The organism is Streptomyces sp. NPDC052773 (assembly GCF_044547145.1).
Lineage (GTDB): Bacteria > Actinomycetota > Actinomycetes > Streptomycetales > Streptomycetaceae > Streptomyces.
This window is the reverse complement of record NZ_JBITZX010000006.1, coordinates 34,060-50,440: the sequence shown is the minus strand read 5'-3', so window position 1 is coordinate 50,440 and position 16,381 is coordinate 34,060. Positions and strand designations below refer to the sequence as shown.

The window sequence follows — 16,381 nt, the reverse complement described above, 5'->3', positions numbered from 1 at the left end:
CGCCCGCGTCAGAGCCGCTTCCAGCCCCCGGCGGGCGCCTGTCCGACCTCCAGAGTGCGCAGCTTGGCGAGCACCTCGGGCCGCTGGACGTCCAGCCAGTCCGTGAACTGCCGGAAGGACACGAGCCGTACGTCCCCGCCCTTCTCCTTCTCCCGCGCGATGTGGGTCAGCGCCTCCTCGACGGCGTCCATGTAGATGCCGCCGTTCCACTGCTCGAAGTGGTTGCCGACGAAGAAGGGCGCCCGATTTGTCTCGTACGCCCGCTTGAATCCCTGGATGTACGCCTGCGCCGACTGCTCCCGCCACGCCGGGTAGTTGTGCGCGGGCGCGTTCGTGGAGTTCAGGGACTGGTTGGCGAGCATGTTGTAGTCCATGGACAGGACCTCGAACGAGCGCCCGGGGAAAGGTATCTGCTGAAGCGGAAGGTCCCATATGCCCTGCTTCTTCACCGGCCAGACCTGACGCCCGCCCGGCGAGGAGGCGTCATAGCGCCAGCCCAGCTCGCGCGCGGTCGGCAGCAGGTTGTCCTGCCCGAGCAGACAGGGCGTACGGCCGCCGACCAGCTCCTTGTCGTAGTCGAACGGCAGCGGCGGCAGATCCGTCCACCCGGTGTTGGTCTTCCACTCCTTCACGAACGCCTTGGCCTGGTCGATCTCGCTGCGCCACTGGGCCGGCGTCCAGTGCGCGACCGAGCCGTGGCCCTCGCCGCAGAAGTGGCCGTTGAAGTGGGTGCCGATCTCGTGCCCCTCGAGCCATGCGCGGCGGACGTACTGCAGCGTGTCCTTGATGTGGCCGTCGGTGAGGTACCCGATGTCGGAGGCGCCGCGCGGGTTGTTCGGCGGGTCGTAGAGCCGCTTCTTCGACTCGGGCAGCAGATACAGCCCCGAGAGGAAGAAGGTCATGTGCGCCCCGTGTTCCTTCGCCAGGTCCAGGAAGCGCGGGAAGAGCCCGTTGCCGACCTCGCCGGCGCCGTCCCAGGAGAAGACGACGAACTGCGGCGGGGTCTGCCCCGGCTCCAGCGGCTCGGGCGCCGGGGGCTGGTGGGGCTGCTTGCCGGTATAGGCGGTCGAGCCGTCACCGAGCGGACGGGCCGGGGGCCCGCTCGGCTTCTCGTCGCCGTTCTTCCGCCCGGGGGAACCGCCGGCGTGACCCACCCCCTCTGAAGGGGTGTGGTTCCCGCACCCGGCGATCCCGAGCGCGGCGGCGGCCCCCGCCCCGAGTCCGATCGCTCCCCTGCGGCTGATGTGACGCATACCGTCCCCGTCCGTCGTGCTCTGTGCTGGTCCACTCAGACAGAGGGCACGACGAACGGGTTGGTTGCCCCGAAATCATCCGCTTTTCGCAACAATGAGGCTTGCAGGGCTTTTACGGGACTTACGGACGTACGGAAGTCACGCCCCTCAGGGGCCTCACTGCCTCGGGGGCCTCACGCCCCGAACGCCTTGTCCTGCCCCTTCACCGGCCGGGCACCGGCGCGCAGATGCGGGGGCACCAGGTCGATGGCGGGCTCGCTGTAGCCCACGGAGACGATCCGGTCGCCCTGGTAGGTGAAGGACGTCAGCGAGGCGAGGGTGCACTGCCGGCGCCGCGGGTCGTGCCACAGCCGCCGCCGCTCGACGTACGACCGCACGATCCAGATCGGCAGCTGATGGCTGACCAGCACGGCCTCGTGCCCGCGGGCCGCGTCCTTGGCGGCGTCCAGCGCGCCCATCATCCGCACGACCTGGTCGATGTACGGCTCGCCCCAGGACGGCTTGAACGGGTTGAACAGGTGCTTCCAGTTCTCCGGCCGCTTCAGGGCGCCGTCGCCGACACCGAAGGTCTTGCCCTGGAAGACGTTGTCGGCCTCGATCAGCCGCGCGTCGGTGGCGACGTCCAGGCCGTGCGCCTTGGCGATCGGCGCCGCGGTCTCCTGCGCGCGCTCCAGCGGGGAGGAGCAGACGTAGGTGATGTCGCGGGAGGCCAGATGCTCGGCGACCCGGTCGGCCATGCGCCGCCCGAGGTCGGACAGGTGATAGCCGGGCAGCCGCCCGTAGAGGATCCCGTCCGGGTTGGCGACCTCGCCGTGCCGCATCAGATGGACGACGGTGATGTCCCGGCCCTCGGCGCTCATGCCGTGGCCTCCGCGGCGGCGCGGGCCGCCGCCGGCAGGGCGTCGGCGATCTTCTGGAGGGCCCGCTCGTCGTGGGCGGTGGAGACGAACCAGGACTCGAAGGACGACGGCGGCAGGTAGACGCCGTTCGCCAGCATCGCGTGGAAGAACGCGGTGAAGCGGAACGACTCCTGCGCCTTGGCGTCGTCGTAGTTTCGCACCGGGCGGTCGGTGAAGAAGACGGAGAACATGTTGGAGGCGTTCTGCAGCGTGTGCGCGACGCCCTCCTTCGTCAGGGCCTCGCTGACCAGCGCCTGGATCTGCTCCGAGACCGCGTTGACCTTGGCGTACGCCGCGTCGTCGAGCAGCCGCAGCTGGGCGAGCCCGGCGGCGGTGGCGACCGGGTTCCCGGAGAGGGTGCCGGCCTGGTAGACGGGCCCGGCGGGCGCGAGGTGCGCCATGACGTCGGCCCGGCCGCCGAAGGCGGCGGCGGGGAACCCGCCACCCATGACCTTCCCGAAGGTCATCAGGTCCGGGACGACCCCGTCGATCCCGAACCACCCGGCGCGGCTGGTGCGGAACCCGGTCATGACCTCGTCGGAGATGAACAGCGCGCCGTTCTCGGCGCAGATGTCCTTCAGCCCCTGGTTGAAGCCGGGCATCGGCGGCACGACGCCCATGTTGCCGGGCGAGGCCTCGGTGATCACACAGGCGATCTCACCGGGGTGCGCCTGGAAGGCGGCGCGCACGGCGTCGAGGTCGTTGTACGGCAGCACGATGGTGTCCCCGGCCTGCGCGCCGGTCACACCGGGAGTGTCGGGCAGCGCGAAGGTGGCGAGCCCGGACCCGGCGGAGGCGAGCAGCGCGTCGACGTGCCCGTGGTAGCACCCGGCGAACTTGATCACCTTGGCCCGCCCGGTGAACCCGCGGGCGAGCCGGATGGCCGACATGGTCGCTTCCGTACCGCTGGAGACCAGCCGCACCTGCTCCACGGGCGCGACCCGGGCGACGATCTCCTCGGCGAGCGCGACCTCGCCCTCACCCGGCGTACCGAAGGACGTGCCGCGGGCGACGGCCTCCTGCACGGCGGCGATGACCTCGGGGTGCGAGTGCCCGAGGATCATGGGCCCCCAGGAGCACACGAGATCCACGTACTCCCGCCCGTCGGCGTCCGTGAGCCAGGCCCCCTTCCCGGACACCATGAACCGGGGCGTTCCGCCCACGGCGCGGAAGGCGCGCACCGGGGAGTTCACGCCGCCGGGCGTGACGGCCGCCGCACGGTCGAACAGGGCCTGCGAGACAGGCGCTTCGTATGAATAGGGCAGTTCGCTCATGACCTGCGACTTCTCCGACTTCTCGGACTCCGGTTGCTGGGTGACCTCCTCAGGGTAGGCGGCCGGAGAACCGAGCGTCGGCCCCACCCATCTGCGAGACTGGACATGGCTTGGTCAGAGGGGCCGACTCCCGGCGCGAGGATCTGGCGGACCGGTGTTTCCCGGCACGTTTCGGCGCGCGGTCGTGGGGGAGGTCACTGACACGATGATCGGGTTGCGCGGCGGGGGCCACGCGTCCTAGAAAAGCAGTCGGGTGGAGATATGCATCGCGGTGGCGGACTGGGCGAGGGGACTGACGACCTGGGTCCTCGACGTGCCCGGCGGGGAAGGCACCGACGCGACGCGGAGGACACGACCGAAACACGTCAGTCACGGGATCTTCCGAGTGAACCCGAGCGGTTCGACCGACGTATGGACGACGGACGGATCGACCGCCTGCGGGCGGGGAGCAGAAGTGGTGGTCGGGTGGGGGTGACGTACAAGTACTTCGGCGCGCCGGACGGTGCGACCGCGGCCCGCGTCCCGATCTCGATGCGCCCCGAGGAACTCGGCGGCGACGAGCTCGGCATGAACGGCATGTTCACCAAGATCAAGCCGGAGACGATGGCCGCGATGGTCCTCACGGGCATCGAGGGCGTCCCCCTGCACAAGGTCCCGCCCCTGGAGCTCGTCGTCCTCCACCCCGACTACGCCGTCGTGAAACTCCCCATGACGGTCGTCGACCCCCTCCGCGACATCGGCGAGGAGGCCGTCGGCGCGGCGGCCTTCATCTGGTCCACGGTCCCGGACCGCGGCGGCCCCCGGGACGCGTTCAACGTGTACCAGCTCCTCCACGAGTGGCAGGACTTCAGCCACCGACTGCACGAGGCGGGGCATCAGCCGTACTGCCTGGTGTGGCCCTGAGCGGGGCGCGCTGATCAGTGGCTCCCCGCGCCCGGGGGTCTCCCGGCTGCCATTAACGCTCTGTCGAGGGAAGAGCTGTTCCTGCGGATCCGCCGAGACTCGTGGCAGGAAGGGCTGTCGATGCGGGCGCTGGCCCGCAAGTACGGCGTGCATCGCCGACTGGTACGCGAGGCTTTGGCGTCGCCGGTGCCCAGGCCGCGGAAGACCCCGGTGTGGCCCTCTCCCGGGTTGGATCCGTTCAAGAAGACGATCGACGAGTGGCTGCTGGGGGAGCTGGCCATGACCGGCCTGCACCACAACCTGGCCGAGACCGCCTCCGACGCGGCGATCGACACCGCCTGCCGGGTCCTGCGGCTGCCCACCATGCGAGCCCAGTTCCCCGACCTCGTCGCCCGTGCCGAACGCGAACGGCTCTCCTACCGAGGGTTCCTGGCCGAGCTGCTGATGTCCGAGTGCGAGGACCGGACCGGCGACGCTCGGAGCGACGGATCCGGGCGGCCGGCTTCCCCCGCCGGAAATGGCTCTCCGACTTCGACCACAACGCCAACCCCAGCGTCGTTCCCGCCGTGGTCAACAACCTCGCCACCTGCGACTGGGTCAAGAAAGGCGAGCCGCTCTGCCTGATCGGGGACTCCGGCACCGGCAAGTCCCACCTGCTGATCGGCCTCGGGACGGCCGCGGCCATGGCCGGCTGCCGCGTCCGCTGTGCTGGCCGCCAAGCCTGGCAGGCTGGGGACAGGTCGCGGCTCGGCTGCACCCGGCAGTCTGCTGGTCGGTGATTGGCATGATGGGCGGCCGCAAGATTTCAGGTGTCTCCAGGGGGCGACTATGGCGTTCAAGACCGAAGCCGATTCCGGGGTCGCCGATCGGGGCGAGTGGTCCTATGCGCCGGCTGTCGGCGTCGGACCGCTCCGGTTCGGTATGACCGTCGACGAAGTGGTCGAGGCGGCTCAGGTTCTCGGCCAGGCGAAGGTCAGCGATTGTGCACGGGACCATGCGATCTTCTCTCCGACTTGGAAGGTCGAGGTCCGTCGCGGGGTGGCTCCTTCCCCGCCTGCCGTCACGGCTTACGTAAGCCAAGCTGTGGGGTTGTTCTGCATCGCAGCCGACGCCGTGCACGGTCCCCAGGTCGGGCACGACGGGATCTCGCTGGTCGGGAGGGATTTGTCTGAGCTGGAGAGCGACGCAATCGCTTATGCCGAGGCGGTGGACGGGCACTTTCGCTACACGCCCGAGGGCTATGCAGGACCGGATGATCCCGGGGTTGTCGTGCGCGGGCAACTCGTCGGGCAGGTTCTGCGATCGCGTCCGTTGTTCATGGTGACGCGCGACGGCGCGAATACCGAATGGGACTCGATGCCCTCCGAGGAGTACCGCCACGGTCAGTCAACGACCTGACGCTGTGTGACTCATGACGAGGGGTGGAGGAGATACGCCGACCCGTCCTCGGCCGGGGCCACGCGAGACCGGAAGCCGGGCCGCAGCAAGCCGGAACACAGGTGCCCTGCACGACGGCATGTGACCACCTGGAGCCGGAAAGGTGGGGCCAGTTCAGACCGTGAACGCCACCCGGCGCGACTGTGGGGCCGGACCCCGTGGAAAGCAGAAATCCGCCCCCGGCGTCACAAGCGCGCCGGGGGCGGAGTGGGTCAGCGGGTGGACGCCATCGGCGGCCAGTACTGCTGGGTATGGGGTGTGCCGGTCTCGTCCCAGGGGTCCGTGGTGGCGTAGGCGGCCGGCGGCGGGGGCGGGACGGGTGTCGGTGCGGGTCCCGCTGCGAGGGATACCTCGGCGCCGTTCTGGCGGGTGCCCCAGCCCGTCTTGGCGCAGGTGAAGATGCCGTACCAGCGCAGCCAGCGGAACCAGGTCCAGGCCATGATGATCGCCACCGGCATCATCAGCCAGGTCAGGAACCGGGAGCGGATGCGCTCGTCGGTGCGGATGATCCCGAGGTAGCGCAGCCCCTGGGCCCAGCCCAGCAGGAACGGGATCCACAACATGCTCAGCGGCGGCATGTTGTCGTAGGCGAGCGGTTCCACCACGAGCAGCCAGACGGTGACCAGCTGGGTGAGCACCAGCTGGGTCCAGCGGATGGTGTGCAGCCAGAAGGCGGGCCGGGCCAGCGACAGGTAGCGCATCCGCCAGATGGAGCGGATCGTCGAACCCCGCATCCACCGCAGGTACATCCGGCCGAAGTGGTTCCAGCGCTCCGGCATGGCGGTGAACACGATGGCCGTGCTCTGCTGCACCGTCAGACCGCGCTCCTGGGCGTACAGCGTGAGCATGCTGTCGTCGCTGAAGGCGACGCCGCGCCCCATGAACGTCTCGTTGAGGTACGAGCCCAGGTTGTCGCGGATGACGCCGGCCCGGTACGCCGCGAGCGGACCGGAGTTGACCATGACGGCGCCGACCGCGGACTGTCCGGAGCGGTCGACCATCTGTGAGGTGACGAACCACAGGTCCGTGGTGCGGGCCAGGAGCTGGCTGCTGCGCCAGTACAGGACGGCCTTGCGGTGCTGCCACCTCGCCTGCCGCGTCGCCCGGTGCGAGCCGTGGCTCTGCGGGGGCGCGTAGACGGGGCGGCCGGGTCCGTGGTTGTTCGTCGCGATGACGATGCCCGCGACGGACTGGACGCGCCGCTTCGAGAAGGGCTTGAGGATCTCCTCGACCGCGCGCGGATCGAGGTAGGAGTCGGAGTCCACGGTGATGTAGACGTCGGCGTCCGGGCTCGCCTCCACGCCGTGCGCCTGGGCGTGCCGCTTCCCGCCGTTGGGGACGCGCTGCCAGGTCGTGTGCACGCCCGCCTGTGGGGCGGCCGTCAGCCACCAGTCACGTACGTCGGCGTAGTCGGTGGTCGTGGAGCCGTCGTCGACGACGTGCACGCTGTCCGGGCGCCGGCTCTGCTGGAGGAAGGACTCCAGGCCGAGCTTCAGATAGCCGGGGTCCTCGTTGTAGACCGGCATCAGGATGGACACGTGCAGCCGGTTCAGGCGCTCCTGCGCCCGGGCGGGGATCCGCGTGGGGCGGTCCAGGTGATACAGGGTGACCTGGATCGCGAAGAGCACGAACATGCCGAGCCACACGAAGGACAGCCGGCCGGTGGTCTCGGAGTCCCAGTCGGAGACCACGAGTGCGTGGTGAGCGGTCCAGACAGTGAGCAGGGCCAAGCCGCAGATCCCGATCAGGACCATGCCCGACCGGTGCTGTCGCGCGGACAGCACCGGTGCCTGGCTGCGTCGTCTCCGGCTCACTCCTCGCCCACGGACTGACGCCTGCGGAAGCCCACGCGGGTGACCAGGACACCCGCGAGGACGACGCCGGCGGCCAGCGCGAGCATCCACCAGCCGGTGTAGACGGTGACACCGGCGATCGTGAGTCCACCGGCACCGGTAGCGGCCAGCTGCTGTCCATCAGACATAAGTGTGCTCCCCCCCAGGAGTAAGGAAAAAATCGCAGATAGTGTGAAGATCCTATGTGAAGGTTAAAGAAAATGGCGGGAGTTGCCGATGTGACGTACGCCGCATCAGGCAACCCGGGCCCGCCTCATGGCGTCTTGCTCAGTTCGGGCCCGCCGCCCGGTGCCGTGTCACGGGCGGCCGAGGGCCCGGTACTCCCAGCCGGCGGCCCGCCACTGGGCCGGATCGAGCGCGTGCCGGCCGTCGACGATGCGCCGGTGGGCGACGACCGCCCCCATCGCCTCGGGATCGAGCAGCCGGAACTCGCTCCACTCGGTGAGCAGGACGACGACATCGGCGTCCGCCGCCGCGGTCAGGGCGTCCGCGGCGTAGGCGAGTTCGGGATGGCTGCGCCGCGCGTTGTCCGCGGCGGCCGGGTCGACCACGGTCACATGGGCGCCCAGGCGGTGCAGGGAACCGGCGACGTCGAGGGCCGGAGCGTCGCGGATGTCGTCGGAGTTCGGCTTGAACGCCGCGCCCAGCGCCGCCACCCGTACGCCGAGCAGATCCCCGCCCACCAGCTCACCGACCAGGTCGACGGTGCGGGCACGGCGCCGCTTGTTGATCGCGTCCACCTCGCGGAGGAACGCCACCGACTGCCCCACGCCCAGCTCTTCGGCGCGGTGGGCGAACGCCCGGATGTCCTTGGGCAGGCAGCCGCCGCCGAAGCCCAGGCCGGGCCTGAGGAAGCGGCCGCCGATCCGGTCGTCGTAGGCCAGCGCCTCGGCGAGCCGGGTGACGTCGCCGCCGGTGGCCTCGCAGATCTCCGCCATGGCGTTGATGTACGAAATCTTCGTGGCGAGGAAGGAGTTGGCGGCCACCTTGACCAGCTCGGCGGTCGTCAGATCGGTCACGACCACCGGGGTGCCCTGGGCGATGACGGGCCCGAAAGCGGCGCGCAGCCGCTGCTCGGCCCAGTCGGAGGAGACGCCGAAGACCAGCCGGTCCGGACGCAGGGTGTCGTCCACGGCGTATCCCTCACGCAGGAACTCCGGGTTCCAGGCGAGTTCGACGTCCTCCCCCGCGGGTGCGAGGCGCCGGACGAGTTCGGTGAGCCGCGCCGCCGTCCCCACCGGCACCGTGGACTTGCCCACCACCAGCGCCCGCCGGTCCAGCCGCCTGGCCAGCTCGGTCACGGCACTGTCCACATAGCGCAGATCGGCGGCGTCCGAGTCCGGCTGCTGCGGGGTGCCGACGCAGACGAAGTGCACGTCGCCGAAGTCCGCGGCCTCGTCGAAACTCGTCCCGAACCGCAGGCGGCCGGAGTCGAGCGCCTTGGCCAGCAGTTCCGGCAGGCCCGGCTCGAAGAAGGGCACCCGGCCCGAGTTGAGCGCGTCGACCTTCGCCTCGTCCGTGTCCACGCCGAGGACGTCGAAGCCCAGGACGGCCATGCAGATGGCATGGGTGGCACCCAGATAGCCGGTGCCTATGACGGTGAGGCGGGGAGCCGCCTCACCGCCGCCGACCGGTTCCGGTGCAGCGATGACCGCCATGCTCGACTCCATTTCCCTTGCTGCCGAATGGTCGAGCGCGTCATCACTGCACCGAATCAGGTAGTTCCCCCCACCTGCGGTACCTCGCCCCCCATATAGATGTATCGGCAACATAGCCCACCGAGGAGGGTTGTGAAGAATCCGCGAAGAGGCGTGATCGTGTTGTGATCATCCTTCTGGTCCTCAGGCGCCGCTCCCCGCCCCCGGCGCAGCCGCCCCCACCGTGTGCCCGGCGGGGAAGGCACCGACGCAGGGCGGAGGACACGACCGAAACGCGTCAGGCACGGGATCTACCGAGTGAACCCGAGCGGTTCGACCGACGTATGGACGACGGACGGATCGACCGCCTGCGGGCGGGGAACAGAAAGGGTGGCCGGATGGGGGTGACGTACAAGAGAAGCCGTCAGCGCGGCCGCCTTCATCTGTGCACGAGGCGGGGCATCAGCCGTACTGCCTGGTGTGGCCCTGCGCTCCGTGCTCCGCCGGCCGGTCGCCTCGGCGGCGCTCCTGGGAGGGGCTGATCCGGCGTTCCCCCGGACGGGCTAATCCGGCGCGCTGAACCCGCCGACGCCGCCGAGGCTGAGGGCCAGGGCCTGTCCGCGTCGCGCGAGATCGGAGTCACTGCCTGTGGGTACCGCAGTCCTGCGCATCGCGGTCGTCGGCGACTGCCCGCTCGTCCGGCACGGTATCTCGCATCTGATCGACACCGCCCCCGACCTCCAGCTGGTCGCCACCGCGTCGTCGGTGCGGGACGCGGACGGCGCCCTGGGGGGCGCCGACGTGGTCCTCCTGGATCTTCTGCAGTCACGGGCGCGGCTCGCCGCGACCGTGGCGGAGCTGCGCAAGCAGGGGCATGCGGTCATCGTCGCGTCGTCCTCCGCGGACATCGACCCGGTCCAGATGATCCGGGCGGGCGCCGGCGGATGCCTGAGCCGCCAGGCCGAGGGGGACGAGCTCCTGACGGCGATCAAGGTCGTGGCCTCCGGTCGCAGTTACGTTTCGGCGCCGGTGGGGAACCTCCTGAAAAACGCCCCTCATTTCACCGAACGGGAACAGGAGATTCTGCGACTTCTCGCGAACGGCGCGACGGACCGGGAAATCGCCTGCCGACTCCGCATCAGCACGAACACCGTCCATTCACATCTCGACCGGATCGGCGAGAAGACCGGCACACGACGCAGGTCCGACCTCACCCGGCTCGCCATCGAGCACGGCCTCGTCGACGGGGCGTAGACCTGCGGGGATGCGGGGTTCCCGGGGTGGTCCTACCCTCACCCCGTGGGTAGGCGTGCCCCTTGACCCCCCTGACTGAAGGCCAGAGGTTGGGTAGAGGCAGATACCTCACCGCAGTCCCTTCGCATTCATTCGCATTCATTCGCAGCCATTCGCAGCCATTCGCGGTGAGGACAGAAATGCCTGGAGAAATCATGCGCAAGCGCGCCACCATCATCGCCATCGCAGCGGTACTCCCCCTGACAGCCGGCAGCGCTCTCGCGGGGGCGGGCTCGGCAGCAGCCGACCCGGCCAAACCGACAGTCACGGTCACGGGAGAGGTCGAAGACTGCCCTAACGGCAACTCCCCGAACAAGGTGACGATCGAGACGGAGGACGGCGACGAGGCCAAGACGGACAAGACCGACGTAACCGAGACGAGCGAATACTCGGTCAAGTTCAACAAGATCTCCAAGAAGGGCGATCCGGCGGTGGCCACCGTCACGTGCAAGGGCGGCGGCACCTACACGGACGAATTCACGATCAAGCGTCCGAAGGGCGCGGGTACAACTCAGACAAGGGATCTCGAGGCGCCGTAGAGCCCTCGGGACCCCCGTCGGCGACGAACCACGGGCAATCCGGTCAAGCCCCATCGCCTGCCCCCGGCGCACCCGCCTCCACCGTGAACCCGATCACCAACCCACCCCCGTCCCGCGGGCACGCGAACGGCGCACCGCCATGCGCCAACGCCACCTCGCGGACGATGGACAGGCCCAGCCCGGAGCCGGGCAGGGAGCGGGCGTCGGGGGCGCGGTAGAAGCGGTCGAAGATGCGGTCGAGGTCGGTGGCGGCGATGCCGGGGCCGCGGTCCAGGACCTCCACGCGCACCGGGCCGCACGCACCGGCGGCCGGCCCGGAGAGCACCAGCTCGATGGGCGCCGTGCCCGCCCGGTCGAACTTGGCCGCGTTCTCCACCAGGTTGGACATGGCCCGGGTGAGCATCCCGGGCCGGCCCTCCGTCGTCGTGTCGCCGCTCACCCGCAGGGTGATCACCCGGCCGGTACGGCGGCGGGCCAGGCCCACCACGTCCTCGGCGAGGTCGGCGAGGTCGATCCGCTGCGGCGGCTCCGAGTCGGACTGACCGGCCGCCAGGTCCACCAACTCGTTGACCAGATCGGTCAGTTCCCGCGCCTCCTGACCGAGGTCCGCGACCAGTTCGGCGCGGGTGTCGGGCGGCAGCTCGTCGATCCGCCGGAGCAGGGAGATGTTGGTGCGCAGGGAGGTCAGGGGCGTACGGAGTTCGTGGCCGGCGTCCTGGACCAGGCGGCGCTGGTCCTCCTCGGACTGGGCGAGCCGGCCGAGCATCCGGTCGAAGGCTCGGCCGAGCCGGCCCACCTCGTCGTGACCGGTGACGGGCACCTCGATGCCGAGCCGCCGGGTGCGGGCCACGGCCTCGGCGGCGTCGGTGAGGATGACCAGGCGGCGGGTGATCCGCCGGGCCAGCCACCAGCCGAACAACCCGGCCGCGACGACCACCGCCGCCATCAGCAGCAGGGTGCGCTGCTGGAGCGCGCGCAGCAGGTCCTCGGTGTCGCTGAACTCCTGCGCCACCTGCACCGCGCCCCGGCCGCCGCCGAGCGCGACGGTCGCGACGCGGTAGACGTCGTCGCCGACGTCGACGTCCTCGTGCACGACGAGCTGCCCGGCCATCCACGCGGCGGCGATCTCCCGGTCCGCGCCGGTGACCGGCAGCCCCGGGTTGCCCTTGTCGACGATGCCGCCGTCCGGGCCGAGCACCTGGACATCGGTCCGGGCGGGGCGTACGAGGTCGTGGCCCGGTGCGGAGGAGGAAAAGTCCGCCGGGCTCATCCGGTACTGCCGCACCTCACCGCGCAGATCCCGCACGACCTCGTCGAACACGGACACCTGGTCGACCCGGACCAGCCGGGCGGCGGCGTTGTAGGACAGGAACCCGACGAGGATGGTCACCGCGGCCGTGACCGTCGCGAAGGACACCGCGAACGTGGTGCCCAGCGACACCAGCCGCGGTCGCCACCCCACTCAGTTCTCCCGCAGCACGTAGCCCACGCCGCGCACCGTGTGGATGAGCTGCGGGGCGCCGGGCTGGTCGAGCTTGCGGCGCAGATAGCCGACGTAGACGGCGAGGTTCTTGGAGCCCGGCCCGAAGTCGTAGCCCCAGATGCGGTCGTAGATCGTGGAGTGGTCGAGGACGATCCCCGCGTTGCGCACCAGCAGCTCCAGCAGCTCGAACTCGGTGCGGGTCAGCTCCAGTTCGCGCTCGCCGCGCCAGGCCCGCCGCGCCCGCGGGTCCATCCGCAGCCCGGCGGCCTCGATCATCCGCGCCTCGACCGGCCCGGCGGGCGTGGGCTCCGGCGCGGGCGCGGATGCGGATGCGGGTGCGGGTGCCGCCGGACGCACCGGCGGCTCGGGCGCGTCGGCCGTACGCCGCAGCAGCGCGCGCAGCCGGGCGAAGACCTCCTCCACGTCGAAGGGCTTCACCACGTAGTCGTCGGCACCGGCGTCCAGGCCCGCGATCCGGTCCGCGGTCTCCACCAGCGCCGTCAGCATCAGGATCGGCGTACGGTCGCCCTCGGCGCGCAGCACCCGGCACACCTGGAGGCCGTCGATCCCGGGCATCATCACGTCCAGGACCAGCACGTCCGGCGGGGTGCGGTGCGCCTGCGCCAGCGCCTCGACGCCGTCGGAGACCGCGGTGACCCGGTAGCCCTCCAGGGTCAGGGCCCGCTCCAGGGCGTGCCGGATCGCGCGGTCGTCTTCGGCGAGCAGAACAGTCGGGGCCACGCGTCCCAGTGTGGCAAAGCCGTACGGCCGTACGACCGCCGCGGGCGACGCCCGGAGCCGCTTCTTACTGCCCTCTCACCCGCTCCGCCGCAGCGCCGCGAGCTGTTCCTCGAAGGGCACGACGGTCGTCTCCGCCCCGGCCGGCCGCGCCTTCGGCACACTCGCCGACAGGCCCGTCATCAGCCGGGCCAGCTCCCCCGCCGCCCGCTCGATCCGCCCCTCCAGGCCCTCGGCGCCCCAGTCCTCGGTGGCGGCGTAGACGCCGGTCGGGACGACCACGGCCCGCAGGTGGGCGAAGAGCGGGCGCAGGGCGTGGTCCAGCACCAGCGAGTGCCGGGCGGAGCCGCCGGTCGCGGCGATCAGCACCGGCTTCCCGGTCAGCGCGTCCCGTTCGAGCACGTCGAAGAACGACTTGAACAGGCCGCTGTAGGAGGCGGAGAAGACGGGAGTGACGACGATCAGTCCGTCGGCCCCGGTCACCGCGTCGAGCGCGGCGGCCAGCCTGCGCCCGGGGAAGCCGCTGGTGAGGTGGTGGGCGATCTCCACGGCGAGGTCGCGCAGCTCCACGACCTCCACCTCCACCTCCACCTCCGCCGAGGCCCGCGCGGCGGTCGCGGCGGTCGCGACGGTCGCGACGGTCGCGACGGCCAGCCGGTCGGCCAGCAGCCGGGTGGACGACGGGACGCTCAGCCCCGCCGAGACGACGACGAGCCTCATACGACGGGCCTCCATGCCAGGGCCTCCCACGCCACGGGCCTCTATGCCAGGGCCTCCCACGCCACGGGCCTCTATGCCAGGGCCTCCCACGCCACGGGCTTCCACGCCAGGGGCTCCCACGCCACGGGCCTCTATGCCAGGGGCTCCCACGCCACGGGCCTTCACGCCAGGGGCTCCCACGCCACGGGCTTCCACGCCAGGGACCTTCATGCCACGGTCTCCTTCCGGGCGGCGGCGAGCAGGGACTCGTGGGTCGGCGCCTCGGGCACGCCCGCCGGGCGCCGCGCCGCGAACTCCTCGCGCAGCACGGGCACGACCTCCTCGCCGAGCAGGTCGATCTGCTCCAGCACGGTCTTCAGCGGCAGCCCCGCGTGGTCCACCAGGAACAGCTGGCGCTGGTAGTCACCGGCGTACTCGCGGAAGGTCAGGGTCTTCTCGATCACCTGCTCCGGCGTGCCGACGGTCAGCGGGGTCTGGGCGGTGAAGTCCTCCAGGGAGGGCCCGTGGCCGTAGACCGGCGCGTTGTCGAAGTACGGCCGGAACTCGCGCACCGCGTCCTGCGAGTTGCGCCGCATGAACACCTGTCCGCCCAGGCCGACGATCGCCTGCTCGGGCGTGCCGTGCCCGTAGTGGGCGTACCGGGTGCGGTACAGCTCGACCATCCGCTTGGTGTGGTCGGCGGGCCAGAAGATGTTGTTGTGGAAGAAGCCGTCGCCGTAGTACGCGGCCTGCTCGGCGATCTCCGGCGAGCGGATCGACCCGTGCCAGACGAAGGGCGGTACGCCGTCCAGCGGGCGGGGGGTCGCCGTGAACCCCTGCAGCGGCGTACGGAACTTCCCCTCCCAGTCGACGACGTCCTCGCGCCACAGGCGGTGCAGCAGGGCGTAGTTCTCGATGGCGAGGTTGATGCCCTGCCGGATGTCCTGGCCGAACCAGGGGTAGACCGGGCCGGTGTTGCCGCGGCCCATCATCAGGTCCACCCGGCCGTCGGCCAGGTGCTGGAGCATCGCGAAGTCCTCGGCGATCTTCACCGGGTCGTTGGTGGTGATCAGCGTGGTGGCCGTGGACAGGATCAGCCGCTCGGTGCGGGCGGCTATGTACCCGAGCATGGTGGTCGGTGACGACGGCACGAACGGCGGGTTGTGGTGCTCACCGGTCGCGAAGACGTCCAGCCCCACCTCCTCGGCCTTCAGCGCGATGGCGACCATGGCCTTGATCCGCTCGCGCTCGGTCGGCGTACGCCCCGTGGTGGGGTCCGGCGTGACGTCGCCGACGCTGAAGATCCCGAACTGCATGGCCGCCTCCACTTGGTTGACTGTTCAACTATACGCCCGAACGGAAGGAGACGGCCCCTTATTCCCCAGCTCAGAAGTAGTACGGATCCCCCGTGTCCAGCACCAGCACGCGCTGCCGGTCGTTCTCCCGGTTCCGGTCCACCGTGCCGCCCCGCCACACCGTGTCGAACTCCATCAGCACCTCCGCCGGCGCCCCGCGCAGCCGCACCCCCAGCCGGACCTGCTCGCCCAGCCCGTCCGCCGCCAGCGCCCCCAGCCGGCACAGCACCACCCGCTCCCCCGACCGGGCGCACCCCTGCGGCAGCTCCTGCCGGTCCTCCAGCTCCGCCGACCAGCGCAGCCGCACCGTCGCCTCCGGTACGGCGGACGGGCCGTGGTTGCGCGGCAGGAACCGCACGTCCAGCCAGCCGCCCGCGAGCGCCGCCGCGCCGTGGTACGCGAGATCCGCCTCGGGTTCACCGGCCCGGATCTCGCTCGCCCCTGACGCACCGGCCCCGGCCGCACCGGGCGCCGCCGCCAGGAGCAGCGCCGCCACCGCCGTACCCACCACACACCCTCGTCCGCGCACGCCACCCACTCCTCACACACCGCGTCCGATGCGTCCGACGCATCCCGGAACGCATGTATCCCACGCGGGCAGCGCGCCAGGCGCCGTCCATCAGGTGACAGCGGTGACAGCGCACCGGTGCGCGCGTGCGAGGGTGACCGGCATGACCGTGCTCCGCTCCGCCGCCCTCTTCGTCGCCGCCGCCGTCCTGGAGATCGGCGGCGCCTGGCTGGTCTGGCAGGGCCTGCGCGAACACCGCGGCTGGCTGTGGGTGACCGGCGGAGTCCTCGCCCTCGGCGCGTACGGCTTCGTCGCCACCCTCCAGCCGGACGCCCACTTCGGGCGCGTCCTCGCCGCGTACGGCGGGATCTTCGTCGCCGGATCGATCCTGTGGGGCGTCCTCGCCGACGGCTACCGGCCCGACCGCTGGGACATCGCCGGCGCGCTGATCTGCCTCGCCGGCATGGCCGTGATCATGTGGGCGCCGCGCGGTGAGTGACACCACGCGGC

The 16,381-nt window shown here is 70.8% G+C and carries 16 protein-coding genes and 1 pseudogene; 6 read left to right on the top strand and 11 right to left on the bottom strand.

Translation table 11 applies throughout. The annotated features are described in order from the left end of the window. Window positions 1-8: 8 nt before the first annotated feature. From ACIG0D_RS15250 to hemL, 3 genes are all read right to left on the bottom strand, one after another. A complete protein-coding gene (locus tag ACIG0D_RS15250) occupies window positions 9-1,253 on the bottom strand; it encodes a hypothetical protein (protein ID WP_399800411.1) in 1,245 nt (414 codons plus the stop codon). A gap of 173 nt (window positions 1,254-1,426) precedes the next feature. Beyond that, the gene (locus tag ACIG0D_RS15245; RefSeq protein ID WP_399800409.1) at window positions 1,427-2,113 is read right to left on the bottom strand and encodes a histidine phosphatase family protein; all 687 of its coding nucleotides are present in this window, start codon (window positions 2,111-2,113) and stop codon (window positions 1,427-1,429) included. Then, window positions 2,110-3,426: a glutamate-1-semialdehyde 2,1-aminomutase gene (hemL, locus tag ACIG0D_RS15240; protein WP_399800406.1), complete on the bottom strand. Its 1,317-nt coding sequence runs from the start codon at window positions 3,424-3,426 to the stop codon at window positions 2,110-2,112. Before hemL ends, ACIG0D_RS15245 begins: the two co-directional genes overlap by 4 nt. A gap of 261 nt (window positions 3,427-3,687) precedes the next feature. On the opposite strand from hemL, the gene ACIG0D_RS15235 reads away from it, so the two are divergent. From ACIG0D_RS15235 to ACIG0D_RS15225, 3 genes and pseudogenes are all read left to right on the top strand, one after another. Next, window positions 3,688-4,329: a hypothetical protein gene (locus ACIG0D_RS15235; RefSeq protein ID WP_399800403.1), complete on the top strand. Its 642-nt coding sequence runs from the start codon at window positions 3,688-3,690 to the stop codon at window positions 4,327-4,329. A gap of 279 nt (window positions 4,330-4,608) precedes the next feature. After that, window positions 4,609-5,033, top strand: a pseudogene (locus ACIG0D_RS15230) (ATP-binding protein); the annotation flags it as partial. A 124-nt stretch (window positions 5,034-5,157) separates the two neighbouring features. Further along, on the top strand, window positions 5,158-5,727 hold the full coding sequence (locus ACIG0D_RS15225; protein ID WP_399800401.1) for a hypothetical protein: 570 nt from the start codon (window positions 5,158-5,160) through the stop codon (window positions 5,725-5,727). 251 nt (window positions 5,728-5,978) lie between these two features. Here ACIG0D_RS15225 and ACIG0D_RS15220 read toward each other — a convergent pair whose 3' ends face one another. From ACIG0D_RS15220 to ACIG0D_RS15210, 3 genes are all read right to left on the bottom strand, one after another. Further along, the gene (locus tag ACIG0D_RS15220) at window positions 5,979-7,496 is read right to left on the bottom strand and encodes a glycosyltransferase (RefSeq protein ID WP_399800398.1); all 1,518 of its coding nucleotides are present in this window, start codon (window positions 7,494-7,496) and stop codon (window positions 5,979-5,981) included. 80 nt (window positions 7,497-7,576) lie between these two features. After that, a complete protein-coding gene (locus tag ACIG0D_RS15215; RefSeq protein WP_399800396.1) occupies window positions 7,577-7,747 on the bottom strand; it encodes a hypothetical protein in 171 nt (56 codons plus the stop codon). 168 nt (window positions 7,748-7,915) lie between these two features. Beyond that, a complete protein-coding gene (locus ACIG0D_RS15210; RefSeq protein WP_399800394.1) occupies window positions 7,916-9,277 on the bottom strand; it encodes a UDP-glucose dehydrogenase family protein in 1,362 nt (453 codons plus the stop codon). Between the two features lie 627 nt (window positions 9,278-9,904). Between ACIG0D_RS15210 and ACIG0D_RS15205 the strand changes: the two genes are divergently transcribed. Both ACIG0D_RS15205 and ACIG0D_RS15200 read left to right on the top strand, forming a co-directional pair. Further along, the gene (locus ACIG0D_RS15205; protein WP_399800392.1) at window positions 9,905-10,510 is read left to right on the top strand and encodes a response regulator transcription factor; all 606 of its coding nucleotides are present in this window, start codon (window positions 9,905-9,907) and stop codon (window positions 10,508-10,510) included. Between the two features lie 194 nt (window positions 10,511-10,704). Continuing rightward, window positions 10,705-11,088 carry a hypothetical protein gene (locus ACIG0D_RS15200; RefSeq protein WP_399800390.1) on the top strand — a complete coding sequence of 128 codons (384 nt, stop codon included), beginning with the start codon at window positions 10,705-10,707 and terminating at the stop codon, window positions 11,086-11,088. Window positions 11,089-11,131: 43 nt separating this feature from the next. Here the strand turns inward: ACIG0D_RS15200 and ACIG0D_RS15195 are convergent, their stop codons facing one another. From ACIG0D_RS15195 to ACIG0D_RS15175, 5 genes are all read right to left on the bottom strand, one after another. Continuing rightward, entirely contained in the window at window positions 11,132-12,550 is a 1,419-nt protein-coding gene (locus tag ACIG0D_RS15195; RefSeq protein ID WP_399800387.1) for an ATP-binding protein, read from the bottom strand. Next, window positions 12,551-13,312: a response regulator transcription factor gene (locus ACIG0D_RS15190; protein ID WP_399800384.1), complete on the bottom strand. Its 762-nt coding sequence runs from the start codon at window positions 13,310-13,312 to the stop codon at window positions 12,551-12,553. It abuts the gene before it with no gap. A gap of 75 nt (window positions 13,313-13,387) precedes the next feature. Beyond that, the gene (locus ACIG0D_RS15185; RefSeq protein WP_399800382.1) at window positions 13,388-14,029 is read right to left on the bottom strand and encodes a CE1759 family FMN reductase; all 642 of its coding nucleotides are present in this window, start codon (window positions 14,027-14,029) and stop codon (window positions 13,388-13,390) included. Window positions 14,030-14,235: 206 nt separating this feature from the next. Then, window positions 14,236-15,324 carry an LLM class flavin-dependent oxidoreductase gene (locus tag ACIG0D_RS15180; protein ID WP_399800380.1) on the bottom strand — a complete coding sequence of 363 codons (1,089 nt, stop codon included), beginning with the start codon at window positions 15,322-15,324 and terminating at the stop codon, window positions 14,236-14,238. A gap of 70 nt (window positions 15,325-15,394) precedes the next feature. Continuing rightward, entirely contained in the window at window positions 15,395-15,892 is a 498-nt protein-coding gene (locus tag ACIG0D_RS15175) for a hypothetical protein (protein WP_399800378.1), read from the bottom strand. A gap of 142 nt (window positions 15,893-16,034) precedes the next feature. Between ACIG0D_RS15175 and ACIG0D_RS15170 the strand changes: the two genes are divergently transcribed. Then, window positions 16,035-16,370 (top strand): YnfA family protein, encoded by a 336-nt coding sequence (locus tag ACIG0D_RS15170; protein WP_399800375.1) that lies wholly within the window; start codon window positions 16,035-16,037, stop codon window positions 16,368-16,370. The last annotated feature ends 11 nt before the right edge of the window (window positions 16,371-16,381 follow it).

What these genes read in the sequence shown, in the direction of transcription:
- ACIG0D_RS15250 (WP_399800411.1), bottom strand. Translation starts at nt 1,253, where the DNA reads ATGCGTCACATCAGCCGCAGGGGAGCGATCGGACTCGGGGCGGGGGCC.
- ACIG0D_RS15245 (WP_399800409.1), bottom strand. Translation starts at nt 2,113, where the DNA reads ATGAGCGCCGAGGGCCGGGACATCACCGTCGTCCATCTGATGCGGCAC.
- hemL (WP_399800406.1), bottom strand. Translation starts at nt 3,426, where the DNA reads ATGAGCGAACTGCCCTATTCATACGAAGCGCCTGTCTCGCAGGCCCTG.
- ACIG0D_RS15235 (WP_399800403.1), top strand. Translation starts at nt 3,688, where the DNA reads ATGCATCGCGGTGGCGGACTGGGCGAGGGGACTGACGACCTGGGTCCT.
- ACIG0D_RS15225 (WP_399800401.1), top strand. Translation starts at nt 5,158, where the DNA reads ATGGCGTTCAAGACCGAAGCCGATTCCGGGGTCGCCGATCGGGGCGAG.
- ACIG0D_RS15215 (WP_399800396.1), bottom strand. Translation starts at nt 7,747, where the DNA reads ATGTCTGATGGACAGCAGCTGGCCGCTACCGGTGCCGGTGGACTCACG.
- ACIG0D_RS15210 (WP_399800394.1), bottom strand. Translation starts at nt 9,277, where the DNA reads ATGGCGGTCATCGCTGCACCGGAACCGGTCGGCGGCGGTGAGGCGGCT.
- ACIG0D_RS15200 (WP_399800390.1), top strand. Translation starts at nt 10,705, where the DNA reads ATGCGCAAGCGCGCCACCATCATCGCCATCGCAGCGGTACTCCCCCTG.
- ACIG0D_RS15185 (WP_399800382.1), bottom strand. Translation starts at nt 14,029, where the DNA reads ATGAGGCTCGTCGTCGTCTCGGCGGGGCTGAGCGTCCCGTCGTCCACC.
- ACIG0D_RS15180 (WP_399800380.1), bottom strand. Translation starts at nt 15,324, where the DNA reads ATGCAGTTCGGGATCTTCAGCGTCGGCGACGTCACGCCGGACCCCACC.
- ACIG0D_RS15170 (WP_399800375.1), top strand. Translation starts at nt 16,035, where the DNA reads ATGACCGTGCTCCGCTCCGCCGCCCTCTTCGTCGCCGCCGCCGTCCTG.